The sequence below is a fragment of the Mariniblastus fucicola genome (genome assembly GCF_008087665.1).
Classification (GTDB): domain Bacteria; phylum Planctomycetota; class Planctomycetia; order Pirellulales; family Pirellulaceae; genus Mariniblastus; species Mariniblastus fucicola.
Genome location: NZ_CP042912.1, coordinates 6,294,190 through 6,313,477 on the forward strand (window position 1 = coordinate 6,294,190; position 19,288 = coordinate 6,313,477).

The 19,288-nt window shown below is 53.6% G+C and carries 14 protein-coding genes and 1 pseudogene; 13 read left to right on the forward strand and 2 right to left on the reverse strand.

Going from position 1 to position 19,288, the window contains the following annotated elements; translation table 11 throughout:
* Positions 1-77: 77 nt before the first annotated feature.
* Positions 78-1,352 carry an IS701 family transposase gene (locus MFFC18_RS23610; protein ID WP_148618854.1) on the reverse strand — a complete coding sequence of 425 codons (1,275 nt, stop codon included), beginning with the start codon at positions 1,350-1,352 and terminating at the stop codon, positions 78-80.
* 456 nt (positions 1,353-1,808) lie between these two features.
* Here MFFC18_RS23610 and MFFC18_RS25740 point away from each other — a divergent pair.
* The 9 genes and pseudogenes from MFFC18_RS25740 to MFFC18_RS23650 all read left to right on the forward strand — a co-directional run.
* Positions 1,809-2,345: pseudogene (locus MFFC18_RS25740) on the forward strand (fasciclin domain-containing protein); the annotation flags it as partial.
* Positions 2,334-2,801, forward strand: coding sequence for a fasciclin domain-containing protein (locus MFFC18_RS25745; RefSeq protein WP_315849993.1), 468 nt, complete (start codon positions 2,334-2,336; stop codon positions 2,799-2,801). The pseudogene MFFC18_RS25740 and the gene MFFC18_RS25745, both read left to right, overlap by 12 nt.
* Positions 2,802-2,864: 63 nt before the next feature.
* Positions 2,865-3,527, forward strand: coding sequence for an RNA polymerase sigma factor (locus MFFC18_RS23620; protein ID WP_084417057.1), 663 nt, complete (start codon positions 2,865-2,867; stop codon positions 3,525-3,527).
* Positions 3,527-4,414, forward strand: a complete 888-nt coding sequence (locus MFFC18_RS23625) for an anti-sigma factor (RefSeq protein WP_157665112.1) — start codon at positions 3,527-3,529, stop codon at positions 4,412-4,414. Before MFFC18_RS23620 ends, MFFC18_RS23625 begins: the two co-directional genes overlap by 1 nt.
* A 184-nt stretch (positions 4,415-4,598) precedes the next feature.
* Positions 4,599-5,714 carry a COX15/CtaA family protein gene (locus MFFC18_RS23630; RefSeq protein ID WP_075084167.1) on the forward strand — a complete coding sequence of 372 codons (1,116 nt, stop codon included), beginning with the start codon at positions 4,599-4,601 and terminating at the stop codon, positions 5,712-5,714.
* A gap of 167 nt (positions 5,715-5,881) precedes the next feature.
* Complete coding sequence (cyoE, locus tag MFFC18_RS23635) at positions 5,882-6,844, forward strand: heme o synthase (protein ID WP_075084168.1); 963 nt, start codon at positions 5,882-5,884, stop codon at positions 6,842-6,844.
* A gap of 1 nt (position 6,845) precedes the next feature.
* Complete coding sequence (locus tag MFFC18_RS23640; RefSeq protein ID WP_075084169.1) at positions 6,846-8,126, forward strand: hypothetical protein; 1,281 nt, start codon at positions 6,846-6,848, stop codon at positions 8,124-8,126.
* Positions 8,127-8,222: 96 nt separating this feature from the next.
* Positions 8,223-9,566, forward strand: a complete 1,344-nt coding sequence (locus tag MFFC18_RS23645) for an SCO family protein (RefSeq protein ID WP_148619089.1) — start codon at positions 8,223-8,225, stop codon at positions 9,564-9,566.
* Entirely contained in the window at positions 9,559-10,101 is a 543-nt protein-coding gene (locus MFFC18_RS23650; RefSeq protein WP_075084171.1) for a DUF420 domain-containing protein, read from the forward strand. Before MFFC18_RS23645 ends, MFFC18_RS23650 begins: the two co-directional genes overlap by 8 nt.
* Before the next feature lie 65 nt (positions 10,102-10,166).
* Here the strand turns inward: MFFC18_RS23650 and MFFC18_RS23655 are convergent, their stop codons facing one another.
* Complete coding sequence (locus MFFC18_RS23655) at positions 10,167-13,478, reverse strand: TolC family protein (protein ID WP_148619090.1); 3,312 nt, start codon at positions 13,476-13,478, stop codon at positions 10,167-10,169.
* 433 nt (positions 13,479-13,911) lie between these two features.
* Between MFFC18_RS23655 and MFFC18_RS23660 the strand changes: the two genes are divergently transcribed.
* From MFFC18_RS23660 to bioB, 4 genes are all read left to right on the forward strand, one after another.
* Positions 13,912-15,435, forward strand: a complete 1,524-nt coding sequence (locus MFFC18_RS23660) for a hypothetical protein (RefSeq protein ID WP_075084173.1) — start codon at positions 13,912-13,914, stop codon at positions 15,433-15,435.
* Between the two features lie 118 nt (positions 15,436-15,553).
* Positions 15,554-16,435 (forward strand): rhomboid family protein, encoded by an 882-nt coding sequence (locus MFFC18_RS23665; RefSeq protein ID WP_084417060.1) that lies wholly within the window; start codon positions 15,554-15,556, stop codon positions 16,433-16,435.
* 124 nt (positions 16,436-16,559) lie between these two features.
* Positions 16,560-18,062, forward strand: a complete 1,503-nt coding sequence (locus MFFC18_RS23670; protein ID WP_084417076.1) for a B12-binding domain-containing radical SAM protein — start codon at positions 16,560-16,562, stop codon at positions 18,060-18,062.
* A 123-nt stretch (positions 18,063-18,185) separates the two neighbouring features.
* Positions 18,186-19,226, forward strand: a complete 1,041-nt coding sequence (bioB, locus tag MFFC18_RS23675) for a biotin synthase BioB (protein ID WP_075084175.1) — start codon at positions 18,186-18,188, stop codon at positions 19,224-19,226.
* Positions 19,227-19,288: the final 62 nt, after the last annotated feature.

The window sequence follows — 19,288 nt, forward strand, 5'->3', positions numbered from 1 at the left end:
TTGCTTTTGCGTTTCGTTGTTGGTGGTACTGAATCGTAGCGGCAACCCGGTCCAGTAGCGCCGACGATGCCCGCCCCTTAAGCCACCAAGTCTGGACCAGTGCCGATACGGCGTCGTGAACCTGATAGACGGTGAACCCTGATTTTTTTTCCCCCGAGCTTTTCTCGCATCTTCGTCAAGAACAGGTAGCTTACGCACGACAGAATCATGTGTCGTTTGAGCCCGAGATACTTCCGGCCCTCCCAGGCGTCGAGTCCAATGTCCTGCTTTTGATCCTGGAAGCAACGTTCGACATGCCAGCGGCTGAAGGCAACGAGCAACAACTTTTGAACGCTTGTTGCAGCCGGCGCGTTGCTGAGAAAGTACTTGATTTCATCCGGCTTGAGTGGGTTACGAGCCACCAACAAGTGCCAACGCTTGCTCGAAACACACTTGCCGTCAGGACGATAGATCATCGCATGCTTGACTTCCCAGACCATGGGACCTTTATCTCCATCTTTGACGCGATAACGCTCCCATGACTGATTCGTGAACCGCGTGGATTCTTCCAGCAGTTTGCGAAACGGCTGAGCTTTGGGATTGTCTTTGGCAACTCGCGCACCTTTTTGCGGCCGACCACGACACGGATCTTTGGGAGGATGTTGGAGCCCGGGTTTCTTGATCCAGCCGGTCATTGAAACCGGAACCTCGCCGATGAATAACTGTGCTTTGGCATCAAGAGCTCGTAAAAACGGGCCTTTGGAGCCGTAGCCTTCGTCAAAGGTGATCCACTCAAACTCCAGACCGTTGGACAGCGCGCGATCGTAAAGCTCCAGTGCGATCTTCCACTTTGGCTGATACACCATTTCGTCGGGGATCCCGGCAACGCGACAACGCTCGCGATCTTCAGACCAGCTCTCAGGAAGGAACAACTCACCATCAAGCAAGCAGTGAAAGTCATCCTGAGCAAAAGCAAGATGAACCGTCACCATGCAGTTATCGGTCTTGCCAACCTTGCCACACCACTGACGCTGAACGCCAGGCGTCTTGGTGCCTTTCTTGACATCGCTCGTTTCGTCAAACACGCCGATGGCACGCTTGCTACCGCGCTCCGTTGCCACCATCTGTTGCAGACGATCTCGCACGGCGTCTTCATTCCATGCGTATTGAGCAAGAAACTCCTGAAGCGTGCGAACGGGAACTCCGGCAGCCAGTGCAATGGGCTCAACACTCTTGCGAGCAAGGTTTGATAGCTGACCCTGAACATACGTTGGCATATGAGCACGGGTATCTTTTCGACTAAAACAATCTGAGAACCGATTCAGAAAACGTGTCAAAGCTGGTTTCATCTGACGAATCCAAGTACCATCCATCAAAGCACCTCCTTGTGCATGAACGATATAGAATCCCAAATTTCAACTCATTCTCAAATATCAACCTAGCGCTGTAGTACTAGGCACTGTTTGGTAAATGTGAGCGGCAAGGCGCTAGCCGCCGTTGCGTTGCGCCTTTTAACGGCGGCTAGCGCCTTGCCGATCATGTTTGGCCGCGTTGATGACATGAAAATCAATTTGTCAAACAGTGCCCAACAGGCGGCCCGTCACGGCCGACGGCTGACGTCAAGATGGAGCCCAATGCCTGAAACGGCGAGGCATCTCCGGTGCCAGCACGAGTGCGTAGGCGCGTGGCGATAGGGCAACGCCGGCACTCAAATCAAAACTTTTATTCTATATTTTGAATCCGGTTTTCAATCTCTCTCGAATGCACATCCACTGAGGCAAGTTGTCTCGGATTACCCCTGCAATTCGAAGAAAACGAAGAGAGAACCGATGAAAACCAAAACACTCTGCTACGCAGCCTGTGCTGCCCTTTTGTTCGCTGGCGTTTCTGTGGCTCAGCAATGCCCGAACTCACAGCAACACTCGCAAACCGTTGCCGTATACGTCTCGCATCAGGAACCAGCCGAGCAGGCTCAAGCGGACATCGTTGACACTGCAGTGGCGGCTGGATCTTTCAAAACGCTCGTCGCCGCAGCCAAAGCCGCTGGACTGGTCGACACACTCAAAAGCAAAGGCCCGCTGACGATTCTTGCCCCAACCGATGACGCGTTTTCAAAATTGCCTGAAGGCACCGTGGAGAACCTGCTCAAGGAAGAAAACCGTGAGCAACTGAAACAGATCCTCACGTACCACGTCATCGCGGGCAACGTAAAATCAACTGACGTTGTAAAACTCAAAGAAGCCAAAACGGCGATGGGTGAGAAGATCAAGATCACTGTCAAAGGTGACACAGTGATGTTCAACGAATCAAAATTGCTTAAAGCCGACATCGCGTGCAGCAACGGCGTGATCCATGTGATTGACAGCGTTCTGATCCCCGGCCAGGACAGCGGGACGGAAACGTCGCAAAAGAAAGACATCGTCGACACAGCCGTTGGAGCTGGAAAATTCAACACGCTGGTAGCTGCCGTCAAAGCTGCCGGACTGGTCGAAACGCTCAAGGGCGAAGGACCGTTCACTGTGTTTGCTCCGACCGACGAAGCTTTCAAAAAAATCCCTGCGGAAACTTTGGAGATGCTTTTGAAGCCTGAAAACAAGGAAAAACTGCAGGCGATTCTGACTTACCACGTCGTTTCCGGTGACGTTCGTGCCGCCGACGTCGTTAAGCTTCAGAAAGCAAAAACGGTAAACGGTCAGGAAGTGGACATCAAAGTCACCGACGAAAATGGTGTCATGATAGACGGTGCCAAGGTTATCAAAACCGACATCGAATGTGGCAACGGAGTTATCCATGTCATCGACACGGTCATCATGCCTGAGTAGTCAGCAAACGAACGATCGATAGTCGTGACGGATGTTTCACAAATCAAATGTCGGAACAAAACCATGGCTGTCGATCTGAATTTGCCTTCTACCACAAGCAGCACCTTGAAGAAAAAAGCGGCTCAATTGGGACGTCGAACGTTGAACTCTGATCCCCCAGTTCTCCCGGATGTCGCAACCGGCAAGCCAGAAGCGATCGCGGCATGTCTCGATCGCTATGGCGGGCTGGTCTGGTCGCTTGCGAGGCGCAACTGCCCGGACGAGCAAACGGCAGAAGACGCCGTCCAGGATATCTTTGTCAAAATCTGGCAAGTCGCTGATCGCTTTGACGCAAACCTTGCTTCGGAAGCCACCTTTATCGCCATGATTGCTCGCCGTCGACTGATTGATCTTTATCGAAAACGAAAGCCAGAGCGTGCCGTCGCAATCGATTCAGAAACGCTTGATCGCCAGCAGGACTCACAGCGAGACGCCGCCAGTCGCGCCGAATTGAACGACGACGCGAGACAGGCTGAAAATTTTCTGAGGGAACTTCCTCAACAGCAACAACACGTGATTCGCTTGAGTGTTTACGATGGGCTTTCGCATTCGCGAATTGCGGAAGCGACCGGTTTGGCACTGGGAACCGTCAAGACCCACATTCGTCGTGGGTTGGGCGAGTTGCAACGACGGCTATTCGCTGCCGGTGCCAGAGACGCCAGCCTCCCGACCGACGGAGGTGCATGATGATTGACAGCGTGATGACTTCCGAAGAATTTCCACAATGGTTTGTTGACCTGTTGGTCCTGCGAGCAACCGACAAGCTTGACGCGGATCAGCAGCGACAGTTTGACCAGTTCGTGGACGAACATCCTGATCGCGATCGCATTGAACTCGAGGCGGAGAAGTACGAACTTACGGCCGCGGCGATCGAGATGGGTCTGGAAAACGTCGTGAACGTTGACTCAGAGAGCGCGATGAACTCGATGCCCGAAGCGTTGCGGAAGAAAGTTCTCGAAGGCGCGAAACGGCACTTCGAAGCAATGCCTGCAACGTCTGAAGTAGCTGCTCCGAAAACACCAACAGTGAGCCGCGCTCCCGAAGCCGGTTTGACGTCACGAGAAGCGTTGGCCTGGCTGGCCGCAGCAGCCGCGGTCGTATTGTTGCTGACGGGTTGGAACCCTTTCGCCGCACCGACGGCAGTTGTTGACAATGGAAGTGCGATTGAAAATCGGACTCCAACGGTCGAAGAACAACTGGCTGATTTTTTGAGCGGTGAGGAAGCGGATTTGGTTCGCGTGGATTGGACGCCAACTGACAAAGACTCCGATGCTTCCGGTGAAGTCGTGTGGCGAGATTCAGCGCAGCAGGGCTTTATGGTTTTCGATGGATTGCGGCCAAACGATCCGGCTCAGAGTCAGTATCAGCTGTGGATTTTTGACAGCCAGACAGGAGACAAGCATCCGATCGACGGCGGCGTGTTCGATGTCGCGGCGGGACAGAAGACGATTGTCCCGATAGATGCCCGGATTCCGGTTGCGGACGTTTCGATGTTCGCGATCACCGAGGAAAAACCTGGCGGTGTCGTTGTCTCGGATCGAGAACGGCTGCCTTTGTTGGCGAAAGTTAATTAGCCGATTGGCTCAGGCGGTTTCAAGTAGGTCAGGCTGTCCCAGCCTGACACCTAGAACATACGAGTCTGGGACAGACTCGCCTACTACTGGGACAGACTCGCCTACTGTGGGATCGAGCCAGATTCTGCCTACTGTGACAGAATGTTCGCTTCGATTTCGTGAACATCACGATAAACTATCGGAAATGTTGAAAACGCCACCACAACCCAATACCGACGCCGACCAAAATTCGGACGTCGAAACTACGCAGACGACATCGCGGCAGAAACGTTCGACGATGCCACATCGCGTTGCCGTGCTGCTGACGATCATCGTCTTTCCCCTGATCTGGTTTGGCGGATTGGTCACGTCGTGGGATGCCGGGATGGCGGTTCCCGACTGGCCGGGAACATTCGGCTACAACATGTTTGCGTATCCGATCTCGACCTGGTTTTTTGGACCATGGGATCTTTTCGTCGAGCACGGACATCGGCTATTGGCTTCCTTGTCAGGGCTGATTGCAATCGCACTAATGTGGTTCACGTTCCGACGTGACTCGCGTTGGTGGGTTCGCTGGTATTCCGTGGCTCTGTTTTTACTGGTTGGATTTCAAGGATTGCTTGGCGGGATCCGTGTGCTGTCAGCAAAAGGAAAACTCGGTGACTTTGACGTATTCTTCAGTGACCGCACGATCGCCAAGATTCATGGCTGTGTCGGACCGGCGTTTTTCCTTCTTGTTGTCGGGTTCTGCGTTGTGACCTCGCGATGGTGGTTTGCGCAAGAAACTTTTCGCGACAAAGGCAAGTCCTCCCGTTCGTTCACTTCGACGTGGCCAACATTGATGTTGGTAGCGGCATATTGCCAGTTGGTCGTCGGAGCGTTTCTGCGACACATTTCCGAAGCAGCTTCGCCGTCCCATTTTCAGGGCCTGGTCGTTTTGCATGTACTGATTGCAATCAGCCTGGTCGTCGGGACTTTCGTCCAGGCAATTGCCGTCGCCCGCGCGAATCGTCGTGAGCCAGCAAGTCGAGCGTTGGTATGGTCGATGCGTTTGCTCGTGCTGGCGATCCTTGTTCAATTTTCGCTCGGAGTCGGAACGTGGGTCGTGAAGTTCGGCTGGCCTGTCTGGTTTGCGGACATGGAGTTTGCTGCCGGATTCGTTGTGCCTGAAAAAAGCATGTTCCAGATGAATTTGGTCACGGCTCACGTGGCGGTCGGATCCCTGATCCTCGCATTGTGGACCGTGCAGGTATTTCGGGCTCATCGGCTGTTTGCTCCAGCGATGCTCGGGACGCGGGGCAAACCACGACTCGAAACGTGATGCAAAATCTGCGTTGCAGCTGACCGCACGTCGATGACGATGTTTCCTGATCGCGATGCGACACTATTGTCGCAGTTAAAACCACAAACTGACTTTTCAAAGCCAACACCGCAGATGACAATGGCCGGGCCTCACCGAGGCCTCCACCAAATTTCTTCAAAGCCCTGATGTCTGCACCTATCGAAACTGAAAAATCATCTGGTCAAGCCGGGAGCGATCCGTCGATCGGGACCAATCGGCCCGGCAAAGCTGATTCAGACTCCGAGAGTCGCATGTCGGCGTTTGTTGAGCTGACCAAGATGCGGATTTCGATCATGGTGGTGCTGACATTCGTCGTCGCAGCCATCGTCTCGCAGCCTCAGTTTATCGACCCGTGGATTATGTTATGGGGCACGGTTGGCTGTTTGCTGATTTGCTTTAGCGGCAACGCGATGAACATGTATGTCGAGCGAAAGACAGACTCGCTGATGCCGCGAACCGCTGGTCGCCCGTTGCCAGCGGACAAACTGACTTCGATCGAAGTTCTGATTTTCGGCGCGGCAACGTTTGTCGCCAGCACGGCAATTTTTTGGAATCTCGTCAATTGGCAGACCGCGGTCTGTGCTGCCGTGAACTGGATCGTGTATGTGATCGTTTACACGCCTCTGAAACGAAAAACCTGGTTCAACACAGAAATTGGAGCCGTCGCTGGCGCCCTCCCGGTGATCATGGGAGCTCTTGCAACAACCGAAACGGTGCCGCTGGTTGCGTGGGCGTTTTTTGGTGTCCTGGTGTTCTGGCAGTTTCCGCACTTTATGGCGATCGCCTGGAAGTACCGGCACGAATACAAAGCTGGCGGGTTACAAATGTTGACCGTCGTTGATCCCAGCGGAAAACGGGCAGGCTTCAAATCAGTAGTGACCTGTGTGCTGCTAATTTTGTGCAGCCTGATTCCTGTTGTGGAAGTTCGTACCATCTTCCACGTCATTTTGTTGGTGACGATTTCGTTGATCGTTGGGGCACCTTATTTGAAAGCTTCGATTGGATTCAACGCGGACCCGAACGACATCACGGCAAAAAAGCTGATGCGTTCCTCACTGCTGTACTTGCCGCTTTACATGGCCGGATTGTTAATCGTCTATCTGACCTGACATGACCTCGACCGTTGAAGAAAACCGATTCCGGCGCGATCTGCGTGGGCACACCTTTCGGTACCAGCCAGCCGTTTCGATGTCGCGCGGCAGGCTAGCGATGTGGATATTCCTGTCGTCGGAACTTATCTTCTTCCTCGTTTTGATTTGCACCTACCTTGGGTTGCGTTTCAACGATCACGATGCCGCCTGGCCGACGCCTGATCAGGTGCACCTAAGCCAATGGCTCGGGGCTTTAAGCGTTTTCCTACTGATTTGCTCCAGCATGGCAATCGTGTTGGCTCGCAAAGCTGCCCGACGAAACGATACGTCCAAGTCCAAACGTTGGACGTTGCTTGTTCTGATTTTAGGAGCCGCATTCGTAGGCATCGCTGGCGTCGAATACGCTTCGAAGTTCAAACGAGGCGTCCATCCGGCGTCTCCGCAAAGTTTGATCTACGACCGGGCGGATCTGGCTTGGCTTTCAGGTCTCAAACAGGACGTTCGATCGCAAATTCGAATTCTGGAGGACAGCGAGAAGAATGCTTCCAATCAGGAACGGCTTGAGAATCTGTTCCTGATCCAAACCGGCATGGTGCAGTGGACAGAATCCAATGTCGGCCGGTCGGGCGATCCGAACTTGCGGAGCCTGGCGTTGGTTTCGTTGGCCAGTCAAATCTATCCGGAGAGTTTTTCGCGTGAGCAATTGCAGCGAATCGAGCAGTACGCCCGCAACGAAAAAGCAGAAACTGAATCAGCACTTGTAGATTTGGAGCAGCGATTGGAGGAAGCCAATGATACGCTGCGAAAGCTGCAGAAAGAAATTGGAATCCTCAGCCAGCTGACCAAAGACCTCGCGAATAAAGCGAATCAACTCAGTGCGGAAAACGGTGAAGCCGACGATGCCGAAAAGCGATTGGCTGTCGTCATTAAGCAGGCGACAGACACAACGGCAACGATCACGGCGCTTACAGGCAATGTGCCGCGGCTTCGCAACCGCGTTCAGGCCTACCAAGAACTGAATTTGCTCGATGTAGCGAATAACGCGAATCGCGGCATCAACTACGACCATGATCTGAAACTGCCAATTGTCATTCCCGGCGGCAATGCCTGGGCTGACACTTACTTTCTGCTCACCGGTTGCCATGCTGTTCACGTGTCGATCGGCATGATCGCGATTATTTTGATGCTGCCGGTGACATTGAACAAACTGAACTGCGGAATGATCGGCAACGTAGCCATACACTGGCACTTTGCCACGGTGGTTTGGATGTTTTTGTTTCCGCTGCTGTACTTGTTTTGACTTTTCCCAATTCAAATCCTGCTTGTTTCCCTGGTGGTCGATCGAATCGAACACCCATTCAACCGGACCTCACTGGAGCCGAAAGCTCTCACTGACATGAACATAGTAAAAGACTCATCGCCAAAAGAAACGTCACCGAAAGAAACGTCACCGAAGCGCGGCCCCAACATGCTTGTGCTGGGAGCGTTGGCGGTTCTGGCATGTACTTTTCTCGGCATCGCTGTGGTCATTGGTTTGATGACGACGAAAGCTCCCATTGCTGGCTCAGGCAATTCGAACACCGGTCCTGAACCGAGCGCGGACAATCCGCCAGGCGCTGTGATCGTGGATGTCCCGTGGGATCACCTGCACCACATCGACAGCTTCGAAATGAAGAATCAAGACGGCGAAAAGTTCAGCACGGCTCAGTTCAGCGGCGAAAAGCCCTATCTCGTGAGCTTCTTCTTCGCCAGCTGCCCCAGTATTTGTCGCGACTTGAACAAACAGGTGGCAAGCCTGAACGAGCAACTCAAGAAAGAAGACGTTGCGTTCGTGACCATCACGGTGGATCCCGATCGAGACACGCCGGAAGTTCTGTCCGAGTACGCTCAGGGCTTTGACGCAGTCTCGCCAAGGTGGACTTTTCTGACCGGACAGCAATACAAAATCAAACAGGTTGGCGAACAGATGTTTCGCGTCGAAGTCGTCGACATGGCGAACCACACCGACAACATTATGCTGGTCGACAAATGGGGAAAGTATCGCGACAGGTTCAAGTGGGACGATCCGTACGACATGAAGCGACTGGTCAACGTGGTCAAGGAAGTCGCTGCCGAAACGAAACCGCCGCTTGGCAAAACGGTGCGGACTCGCAACGCGATGGTTGGCCGCGAACCGATCGACTTGAGCACGGTTCAGTATTTGCGCGAGTTCCATCTCTACACCAGCGAAGAGAAACCTTTTTTCTCGCGTGACCTGACCGGTGAAGTCTGGATTGCAAACTTCTTTTTCACCTCGTGCCCGACGATCTGCAAACTACAAAGCAAATACATCGAAGGCCTGCAAAACCGGCTTGGTGAACATCCGACCAAACTGGTTAGCATCACAACGGATCCCGTGACAGACATTCCTGCGACGTTGCGTGAGTACGCCAGAGACCACAACGCCGATCCGGACCGGTGGATATTTTTGACTGGAAATGAGAAAGTCATTCCTCGCGTCGGGTCTGAGTTTTTCAGTGCGATGGGTGGAGTGGGTCATCATTCGACAGAACTGTTTGTCGTCGACAAATGGGGCAACGTTCGCGGTCGATTCGACTGGCAAGACGCGGCTCAGGAAGTCGAGATGTTAAGCTTGGTCGATTCGCTGTGGAACGAATCCCGTCCGCCGGGTGAATTCAAACGCATCGATGGCGGTTCAAAGCAGGATGAATCTGAATTTGAAGAAGAAGACGATGAGTAACGATATACCTGCTGAAAACTTGCCGCTTGCCCGCAAGCTGTATCCAATCGCCTGGGTCCTGACCGTTGCGGTCCTGGGACTGGTTGCCGTGATGCATGAAATCAAACTGGACATCGGCATGGAGCTGAACTTCCTGCCGCCGATTCACGCGATCCTGAACTCGATGGTCGCTGTGCTGTTGATCTCTTCATTGGCAATGATCAAACAGGGTAACGTCAAAGGGCACCAAGGCGCGATCACCGCGGCAATGGTGTGCTCGGCCATGTTCCTGCTGTGCTACGTCGCGTATCACTTCACGACGCCAGGAACGGCGTACGGTGGAGAAGGCACCATTCGCTACGTCTATTTCGCGCTGCTGATTTCGCACATCGTTTTGGCCGCCGTTAGTTTTCCGTTGATCCTGTTCACCTGGATTTTTGGATTCACCGGACAGATCAAACGCCACAGGAAGTTTTCAAAGATCACATTCCCCATGTGGCTGTATGTTGCCGTGACCGGGCCTGTTTGCTATGTCATGCTGCGGCCATACTATTAGGCACGCAACGTCGGGTCCGAACAAACTGAACTTCCACGCGGCACCTCGCGCTACATCCCGAACGCCTAGCGTGTCAGGATGCTGGCCTCTGCCTTGATGGCCTGCCGAACCGGTTCCTTTGGCTCTTCGACTTTCAACTGAAAGGCTCGTTCCAACGATGAATTCGGAGAGACCAAACCAACCGTTCCGATACCGGATACTCCGGTTGCTGATCCAGCATCTGTCGATGCCGTTATTGGCGAACCGATCAGCCGTAGTTTTTCCGATGGTCCTGCGTTGCCGCGTTGAAACGGATCAAGGTAACCAGTTCGCGTTGAATTCACGGTGGAAGCCTGAATCGTTGGCTTGGACTGGATCGGCGGAAAGTTCGAAACATCAAAATCGGACACCGAAACCTGATCGTCTTCCAGCACAGTTTGAAATCCAGATGTAGGTTTGGCATTCGCCCTGGCCGTCACGGGCTTTGAGGCTTTCGTTCGCACATCACTTTTCCCCAGCGGCGAAAGCTCCATCGCGGGTTCGACAACAGGTGCTTCAAACGTCTGCGAAGCTACTGGCTCCCGAGGAGCAACAGGCTGGATCGGGTTCGCGTCGTACTCAATCGAGTTCATTGAGTTCACGTTCGAGTTCGAATCGTCGCCGCCCGGAGGAGACATCACGGTTTCCGACTCCACGACTTCGCCTTCGTAAAATTCTTCGACGTACGTCTGAGCCTGTTGCAAACCGCAGCAGAAACGTTCGTTTTCCGCCACGCCTTCACGAGCCGCGACCCGCAAGCCGATGGTTTCATCGATCTCGCCCGGATCCACCCACTCAAACATTGGATCAAGCTCCATGGTTCCCATATCGAAATCCAGACTACGACGCAAAACTTCGTACTCGGTCCACAAACCAAGGTATCGATTTTGAGCACTGGTCAGGCCCTGAATCGCACCGGTCAGGTTTCGAGCAGTAACATCACTGAGCGTACTATCCTGTCCGGGAGCCGGAGGCTGGACCAGACGTGCCCGGGCAAGCTGAACGGCCTTGATGTTGACCTGAATGTTTTGACGGTTGAGCTCAAACAGCAACTTGTCCTGATTGATATTTCGAATCGTCTGTCGCAAGCTCTGGCTGATCGCGTCTTCGAAACGGTAGTAGCTACGCCGAGCCTGCTGGTAGGAAATCTGGGCCTGGCGATACGCATTGCGTTCGCTTTGGCGGACAATCGGAGCGTCAAAGCGGAATCCGGCTCTCAGGTTTCCGTCTTCGTAGCGAATGCGGAACGGATTATCGGCTCCGGCATTTCCAATCTCACCAGTCAACACGAGGTCCACTTGAGCCTCCAGTTGATCAGCGAAAAACTCAATTTGTCGCCAACGATCAACGAGCGATCCTCTGGCGTTCATCCAGTCGCGACGCAGGCAGCGAGCCGTCTCGAACGCCTGATCAGAATCGATATCAACGTTGGTAATTTCGATTGAGTTGGTTCGAGCCGTTGACTGCAACAGCGCCATCTCAAGCACGATTCCGTCGACCTCGGTCAGCAAATCAGGAATCCGTTTGGCGAAATCACGTTCGAGTTTTTCGTAGAACTCTGACCCGCTCAACCCTGACTGGTCACCGTTCTTGATACGGGCAATTCGCTCATCAATTTCAGCGATGATTCCGTCAAGTTTTGCAATCAGTGAACGTTCATTGTTTTCATTTTCAAGCTGATACTCCAGAATCTGGCTGGTCGGCACAGACTCTTCAGTAAAGACCAGCGTTTCCACCTGCGACTCCAGTCGTCCGGCCTCAATGTCATCCTTCACGGACTCCAGATAGCTCAGACGTTCGCTGCGAACTTCGCCCAGTCGCTTGATGTCTTCGGCGACGCGCTTTCGATCCTCGTCTTTAATCGAAGCGACCAACTGACGCGCCTGCATCATGTAGGGAAGCAAAGCCTTCAGCTGTCGATCAAGGTTCTGGTTCTCAATGTCCACATCCTCGCCACCCTCTTCCTGCAAGCGGGCGTCGCGATAGAGCTGTCGCACGGTCGAGCCGAACTCGACAACGGAATCGCTGATTTCGTCGCGAAGCGCTTTGACTGCTTCGATGCGTTCCGGGAACGTATCGTCGATCAGCTTGAATCCGTCGAGGAATGGGTCTTCGATAACAACGTCGACGTCCGGCGGCAAACCAATCAGGACCTTGAATCGGTCCAGCGAATCCTTGTAGGTAATGCGGGAATTGAGCAAGGACTCCTGTTGGCCGTAAACGCTGGATTCGAATTGAGCAACCTGCAACGAGTCAATCCGGTCGCGTTCGAAAAGCTCACGGAACTGTTTCAGCAGCGACTCGAACTGAGCCACGCTGAACTCAAGGTTTTTGATTTGTTGTTTCTGCTGCAGCAGTCCCAGGTATCCTCCAACATTGGAACCCGCGAGTCCCGGTTGGTTCAAAAAGGAACTGGTCGTTTGAGACGGCCCTGCTCCAGCGTCACGCCCCGTTGCGATCTCAAGGTAGAAACCGCGACGGAATCGTTCCAACTGCCGAACGTTCGCCAACAAAGTTCGCTCTGCCTGAGTCAGGCTTTCCATGATTCGTTCACGTCCCGCTCCACGGAGCAACGGCTGGATCACGGAAAAGTTAATCAGCGAGTTGGCTGACGTTGTGTTGTTGCCAGAGAATTCCCACAAAATCGTGTTAGCCAAACCAACAACGAAGTTCGCGCCAGTGATGCCCAATCGCCTGGCTGACAATCCGCCACCGTTTACGCCCAGCGAATTTTCCACGGTCGTTGACGACGAACCCGTTCCAGTTTGAAACCGTCCACGACCGGTCAGGAACGAATTGAATCCGGAGAACAATTGCGAATCAAAACCGAAACGCTGGATCGAAACTTCGAGCGCGGAAAGATAAAGTGTCTCCCGTTGCTGCTGCAAATCCGGACTGTGGATCAAAGCCATTCGATACGCATCGGACAGCGACAGAACAACCTGTCCTTTTTCGTTAACCGGCAAGTATTGTCGCCAAGTTGGGTTTTCGACTTCTTCGATGTCCCCGTTGGCGTGCCAATGCGGATAGCCAGGCTTCCCGTCGACCGTGTGCATCAGCTTGTGAGCTGCGGGATCGTCTGGAGGAATCGGCGGATGGTCGGCCGAGAACGGATCAAACATCCGCGACATCGGATCGATGTGAACATCACCAGTGGCGGAATTCCATCGACTACCGAGCTTCTCCGTCACCAGACGTCGAGCTTCAGCGTCGGCTTGGCGGCGATAGAATCCGCGATGGCAGCCGGCGATCATTACCAACTGAGCGGAGCAAATAGAAAACAGGATGGCCAATGCGATTGCGCGGTTTCTACGTGCGCAGCCTGAGCCAGGCGTTGTCTGTGTGTGGGTCTGGGACACAGCGGTTCCTTGGTTGTACCTCGGTAAGCTTCACTTGTCGGGAGTGAAGCCGTTGGAATTGGCACCAGATCGACGGAGTGCGGGTTCCGTTGACGCTACGGCCTAAACCCGAGATTTCGGGTCATTCCGTTGATACCAATACATGGATATTTATCGGTATTCGGGGTTTTTCAGCCACGAACTTAAACCGTTTGTCCGCTTTGGGAAGAATCACACAAAGCCGCCAAGCAATGGCAAGCATTTGGTGCATTTACGCCGATAGCAAAACTTGACAGAGAAATTGCCCAATTTATCATCGAATCAACGCCTTGCCCGGTAATTTGCATTCCAGGCGGACTCGGCGGACGTACTATAGAGAGCCGGCTTGCCGCCACGTTATGCAACGAAAAGGCACCGAGAACGCCCTTTTACCTGACCAGATTTCACTCGCATCATGATCCTATACGCCGTACTTGGACTGCTCTTTATCGCGATGATCGTTCTTGCGGTTCTCTCTGCGAAGAAAGATTGGCACTGGCTAAATCCCGTTCTTCTTGTTTTCATCTTTCTTGCCGGATCAGCGGCAATGATCGCGATGGCTCAGACGCTTCACCTGCGTCGGACGGCACTGAAGAAGCTCAACACGGCGGAACAGCGAGTGGCCACCGCTGAAAAGAATCGCCAGGAAATGATCTTCGGCGACATCAGCTCTGCCGAGTACGGACCGAATTCTTTGCGCGGCCTTAGCCAACAAGTCGAATTGATGCAGCTTGGTCGCGGTCGCGAATGGAGTGGAGGCACTGTCGAAAACGTCGACGGCGAAATCAAGTTCACCTTCCCGACCGAACAGCCGGAAAACGAAGACGCAAACATGTCGTTGAATGACGTCGAGCTATTCGCATTTGCAAACGACGCGCAAAACAGACCTGTATCTTTTGTTGGCAAGTTTCTGGTTGTCGAGCAAACTCCCAAAGAACTGTTCTTGAAGATTTCGGTTCCGATCGCGAACTGGGACGAGTACCGAGCGCCCAAGGCGGCAACGTGGACTTTGTTCGAGCGAATGCCTTTCGACAAGCACGGCATTTTCCGCGACCTGTATCGTCACTTGTTCCCCGAGGAAGCTTCTTTGGCAGCAAGCGATTTTAACATTGGAAAATTCCGCCAGTTCCTGACGACCAACGAGTTCGCGATTCCCGCTGCGAAACTTGGCATGGATCCGGCCAGCCCGGAATACGAACGGCTGATCGACGAAGTCTCTTTCGACGGACTGTCGCTCGGTACCATTGATGCGTGGGTGGACAAAGCCCCTAATCGTCAGAGTGAAAGATTCGAGCCGACACCAGCAGAAGTCTTCATCCGCTACAAGTTCACCGGCAACTCAAACGAAACCTATACGGTCGACGACAAGACCGGAAAACTGGACACCGACGGTACTTTCTCCGTTCAAGGTCACGCGGTCGATCCGCTGCTACACCTTTCGCCCGGTTCTGAATCACGCGATGTATCTTTCCGCAAGGACGACATCGTGGAAATCGACCAGCGAACGGCTGAGGGTTACCAACGTCCGGACGGAACTCAAGTGCCGCCATTTGTGGATCGCGAACCAAATGTCGTTGTGGAGGATCGAATCTTCCGTCGCAAACTGGTGGACTTTCCCTACGAGATGACGAATCTCTACAACCGTGGATTTCAGGCTGAGACCGATCAACAACGTCTCGCAAGCAACAACGAAGTCCAGGATACCGCTCTGCAGGATTTGCTGAAGCAGCAGCAGGAACGGACGCGTGAAAAGATTGCAATCGAGAACGACAACAATCTGCTGAGAAACGACCTCGACCGCGTTTCTGCAATCCTTCAGCAACGTGACCAGCAGGTTGCAGAAAATGCTCGCAGAATCGAGTCGCTTGAGATGAAGCTCGAAGAACTGCGCCGCAGCATCGAATTGCGAGCCCAGTCGATCAGCTCGTCTTCCCGCTAGAGTGGATTGCTTCCCCAGTCGGCTTGTCTTTCGCGATCATTGATCCGATAAATGTAGTGGCAGAGTTGCGCTTATCCGAAGCGTCAACTCATACACCAGTCACGACAAGGTGCGATTGATGGGTTTTGAGGATCGACAATACACGCGCGAAGACTCCATGTTCGGTGGCGACCGAACCGGACTGGCTCAGTTCTCCATCGTTGCGATTCTGATCGCGATCAACTTCATCGTCTGGATCGCTGATACGTTCTCGCCGGTGGTTGTGAAAATCCCGGAAGCCGGCGTTTACGTTCACTGGGTCAGCAGCTGGTTGCGGCTTGACACAGGGCGTCCGTGGATGATCTGGACGTTTCTGACCTACGGCTTCACACATGCCTCGATTGAGTCGAGCATCTGGCACATCATTTTCAACATGTTCGTGCTGTTCATGTTTGGACGACCGGTTGCGGAGCGTTTGGGACGATACGAATTTTTGAGGTTCTATCTGTCAGCAATCGTCTTCGCGGGCCTGGCGTTTTTCTTTTGGTATCTGATCATCGGCGAGCGAGGCTCCTGTGTTGGCGCGTCCGGTGCGACGATGGCAGTTCTGATTCTGTTCATTCTTTGGTACCCACATCAGAAGCTCTATCTGATGGGCGTGGTTGAAGTTCCGGCCTGGCTGATGGGGGCTGGAGTGATTGGCTACGATCTGTTGCGAGCGTTTTCTCCAAACTCAGAGGTCGCCTGGCAGGCTCATCTGGGCGGTGCACTTTTTGCGTGGCTGTATCTGCACTTTGAGTGGAATTTTCGCTGGATGGGTAGCTTGACCGAGTGGATTCCAAAGCGGAAAGGGAATTTGAACATCTACAACCCGGACACACGTTCGACGAAGTCCGATCAGCTTCGCGTAGAAGGCGACAGGATCCTTGCCAAAATCAGTGAAGAGGGTGAGGAGAGTCTGTCTCGCAAAGAGCGTAAGACGCTTGAGAAGTACAGCAAGATGCTTCGCAGCGAAAAATAGGGTCGCGAATCGTGTATAAAGAATCTTCGACCAGCTCAACTCAGGCCTGATCTCGCACGACTGCGACTCGTTGGGAGTTCTCCCAATGGAGGCCACTCACGGATTCGGTCCCAGCGAGCACTCAATGAAGATCAAATTCATTCTTCCCGCCCTGACGGAATCCGAGAGTCCATTTTGGCGTCCCATCAAGTACTCGCTGTTTCCTCCGCTGGGGTTGGCGACAATGGCAGCCTACTGCTCGCCCGATGATGAGGTCGAGCTTGTTGACCAGCATGTTCAAAAGCTGAGCCTTGACGACCAGCCGGACATCGTCGCAATTCAGGTGTATATCACCAACGCATATCGAGCCTATCGAATCGCCGATCACTATCGCAGCAAGGGCTGTTTCGTGATTCTCGGCGGGCTGCATGTGACGTCATTGCCGCACGAAGCCGAACCTCACGCTGACGTTCTGTTTCTGGGTCCTGCCGAAGAATCGTTCCCTCGCTTTCTGGACGACTATCGCAATGGCAACCCCGCAACGCGATATGTATCGCGCGACCGGACGCTGATCGGTGTCCCCAGAATCAGACGCGATCTGATCCAGCGTCGACTTTACCTCGTGCCCAATTCGCTGGTAGTGACTCGCGGTTGTCCACACCACTGCGAGTTCTGTTACAAGGATGCGTTCTTCGAAGGAGGCAAGTCGTTCTATACGCAACACGTTGACGATGCGCTTGCCGAAATCGATCGCCTGCCGGGCCGACATCTATACTTTCTGGACGACCATTTGCTCGGCCATCAAAAGTTCGCTCGGGAGCTGTTCGCGGGTATGACCGGGATGAACCGTGTCTTTCAGGGAGCCGCGACGGTCGATTCTATTCTTCACGGAGATCTGATCGAGAAAGCCGCCGAGGCCGGAATGCGAAGCATCTTTGTCGGTTTCGAAAGTCTTGATGCCCGCAATCTGCGACAAAGCAACAAACGCCAGAACCTTGATCGTGATTACGAACGCGTCACAAAGCGACTTCACGATCTGGGAATTATGATCAACGGAAGCTTCGTTTTCGGACTCGACGGAGACGACACGACCGTCTTCCAACGAACCGTTGATTGGGCAGTTGAAACGGGAATCACGACCGCGACTTTTCACGTCGCCACGCCCTATCCGGGGACGGCGTTCTATTCGGAGATGGAACAGGCAGGACGATTGATGTCGGATAACTGGGACCTTTATGACACGCGTCATGTCGTCTTCGAGCCGAAACGTATGACGGCCAGCGAGCTCAAGTCAGGCTACGACCAGGCCTATCGGGATTTCTACCGCTGGACTGCAATCACGAAAGCTTCAATGTTCCACGGAACGGTCAAACATCGGCTCAAGCACTTTTTCTATGCGTCTGGTTGGAAGAAATTCGAACCGCTGTGGAACCTGGTCATTCAAATGAAGCGGCTCAACTTGATGACGCCTCTGTTGGAAGCGATTCTCTCAAGAGTCTCCCGAGGGAACCTGTCAGGCACCACGGAAGAGCCCGCATCGAGCGCGATGGCAGCCGGATCAACGGACAGGCACCCGGGAAATCGCTTGCCAGTCATCGATTCGCCGCTGGTTCCAGCAGAGAACGCCTCGCAGAATCGAGCTTCATGACAGCATAAAGGCTTCGGGCGGATCTCGAATTGGATTTTCGACCCCGATTTCATCTGGCAGTGGGACTTCTTTCGAGGCCGTGCTAAAATTGACGCTTTCCATCCAGCTCCCCATCGCTATCTCATGTCAGAAACATCGACCGCCCCGCAACTTGAAAACTGGACCCGTCAGCAAGTCGTCGAACTGTTCGAGCTGCCGTTTAACGAATTGCTTTTTCAGGCAATGACCGTTCACCGGCAAAACCACGAACCCAACACGGTTCAATTGAGCACGTTGCTGAGTATCAAAACCGGTGCCTGCCCGGAAGACTGTGCTTATTGCCCACAGAGTGCTCGATACAAGACCGGACTGAAGACCGAAAAGCTGATGCCGCTTGAGCAGATCGTTGCCGCCGCGACTCGAGCCAAGGAAAACGGCGCCAGTCGCTTCTGCATGGGCGCCGCGTGGCGCAGTCCGAAGGATTCCGACATCGATCAGGTCTCTGCGGCGATCCGCGCGGTCAAGGATCTTGGGCTGGAAACCTGCGCGACTCTGGGCATGCTCAAGGAAAAACACGCAGAAGCACTGCAGGAATCTGGGCTGGATTACTACAACCACAACCTGGATACCTCGCCGGAATTTTATGGCGACATTATCTCGACGCGGACCTATCAGGATCGCCTGGATACACTCGAAAACGTCCGCCACGCGGGCATGAAAGTCTGCTGCGGTGGAATCGTGGGTATGGGAGAAGACGTCGACGATCGAGCCGGGTTGCTGGTTACGCTGGCGAACCTGGACCCGCAACCGGAGAGCGTGCCGATCAACAACCTGGTCAAAGTCGCGGGCACTCCGATGGCCGAAAACGAAGACCTTGATCCATTCGAGTTCGTTCGCACGATCGCAGTCGCCAGAATTTTGATGCCGAAATCGTACGTGCGGCTTTCTGCGGGACGAGAGCAGATGAGCGACGAACTTCAGGCGTTGTGTTTCCTCGCAGGAGCCAACTCAATTTTCTACGGCGACAAGTTGCTGACAACCGGAAACGCGGCGACCGATCGCGATCGACAACTGTTCGCTCGGCTCGGACTTAAGTCGCTCGGTGGTCAATTTGAAGTCGCACAATCAGAGCAGTCAGCGGAAGCTTGCGAATCGCCCAAGGGATGCTCAAGCTGTGAAGCTTGAGCCGTTGTTGGGCCGAGAGTACGACATCAAGACGTGCCTCTCTTCACAGGACTTTCAGTTTA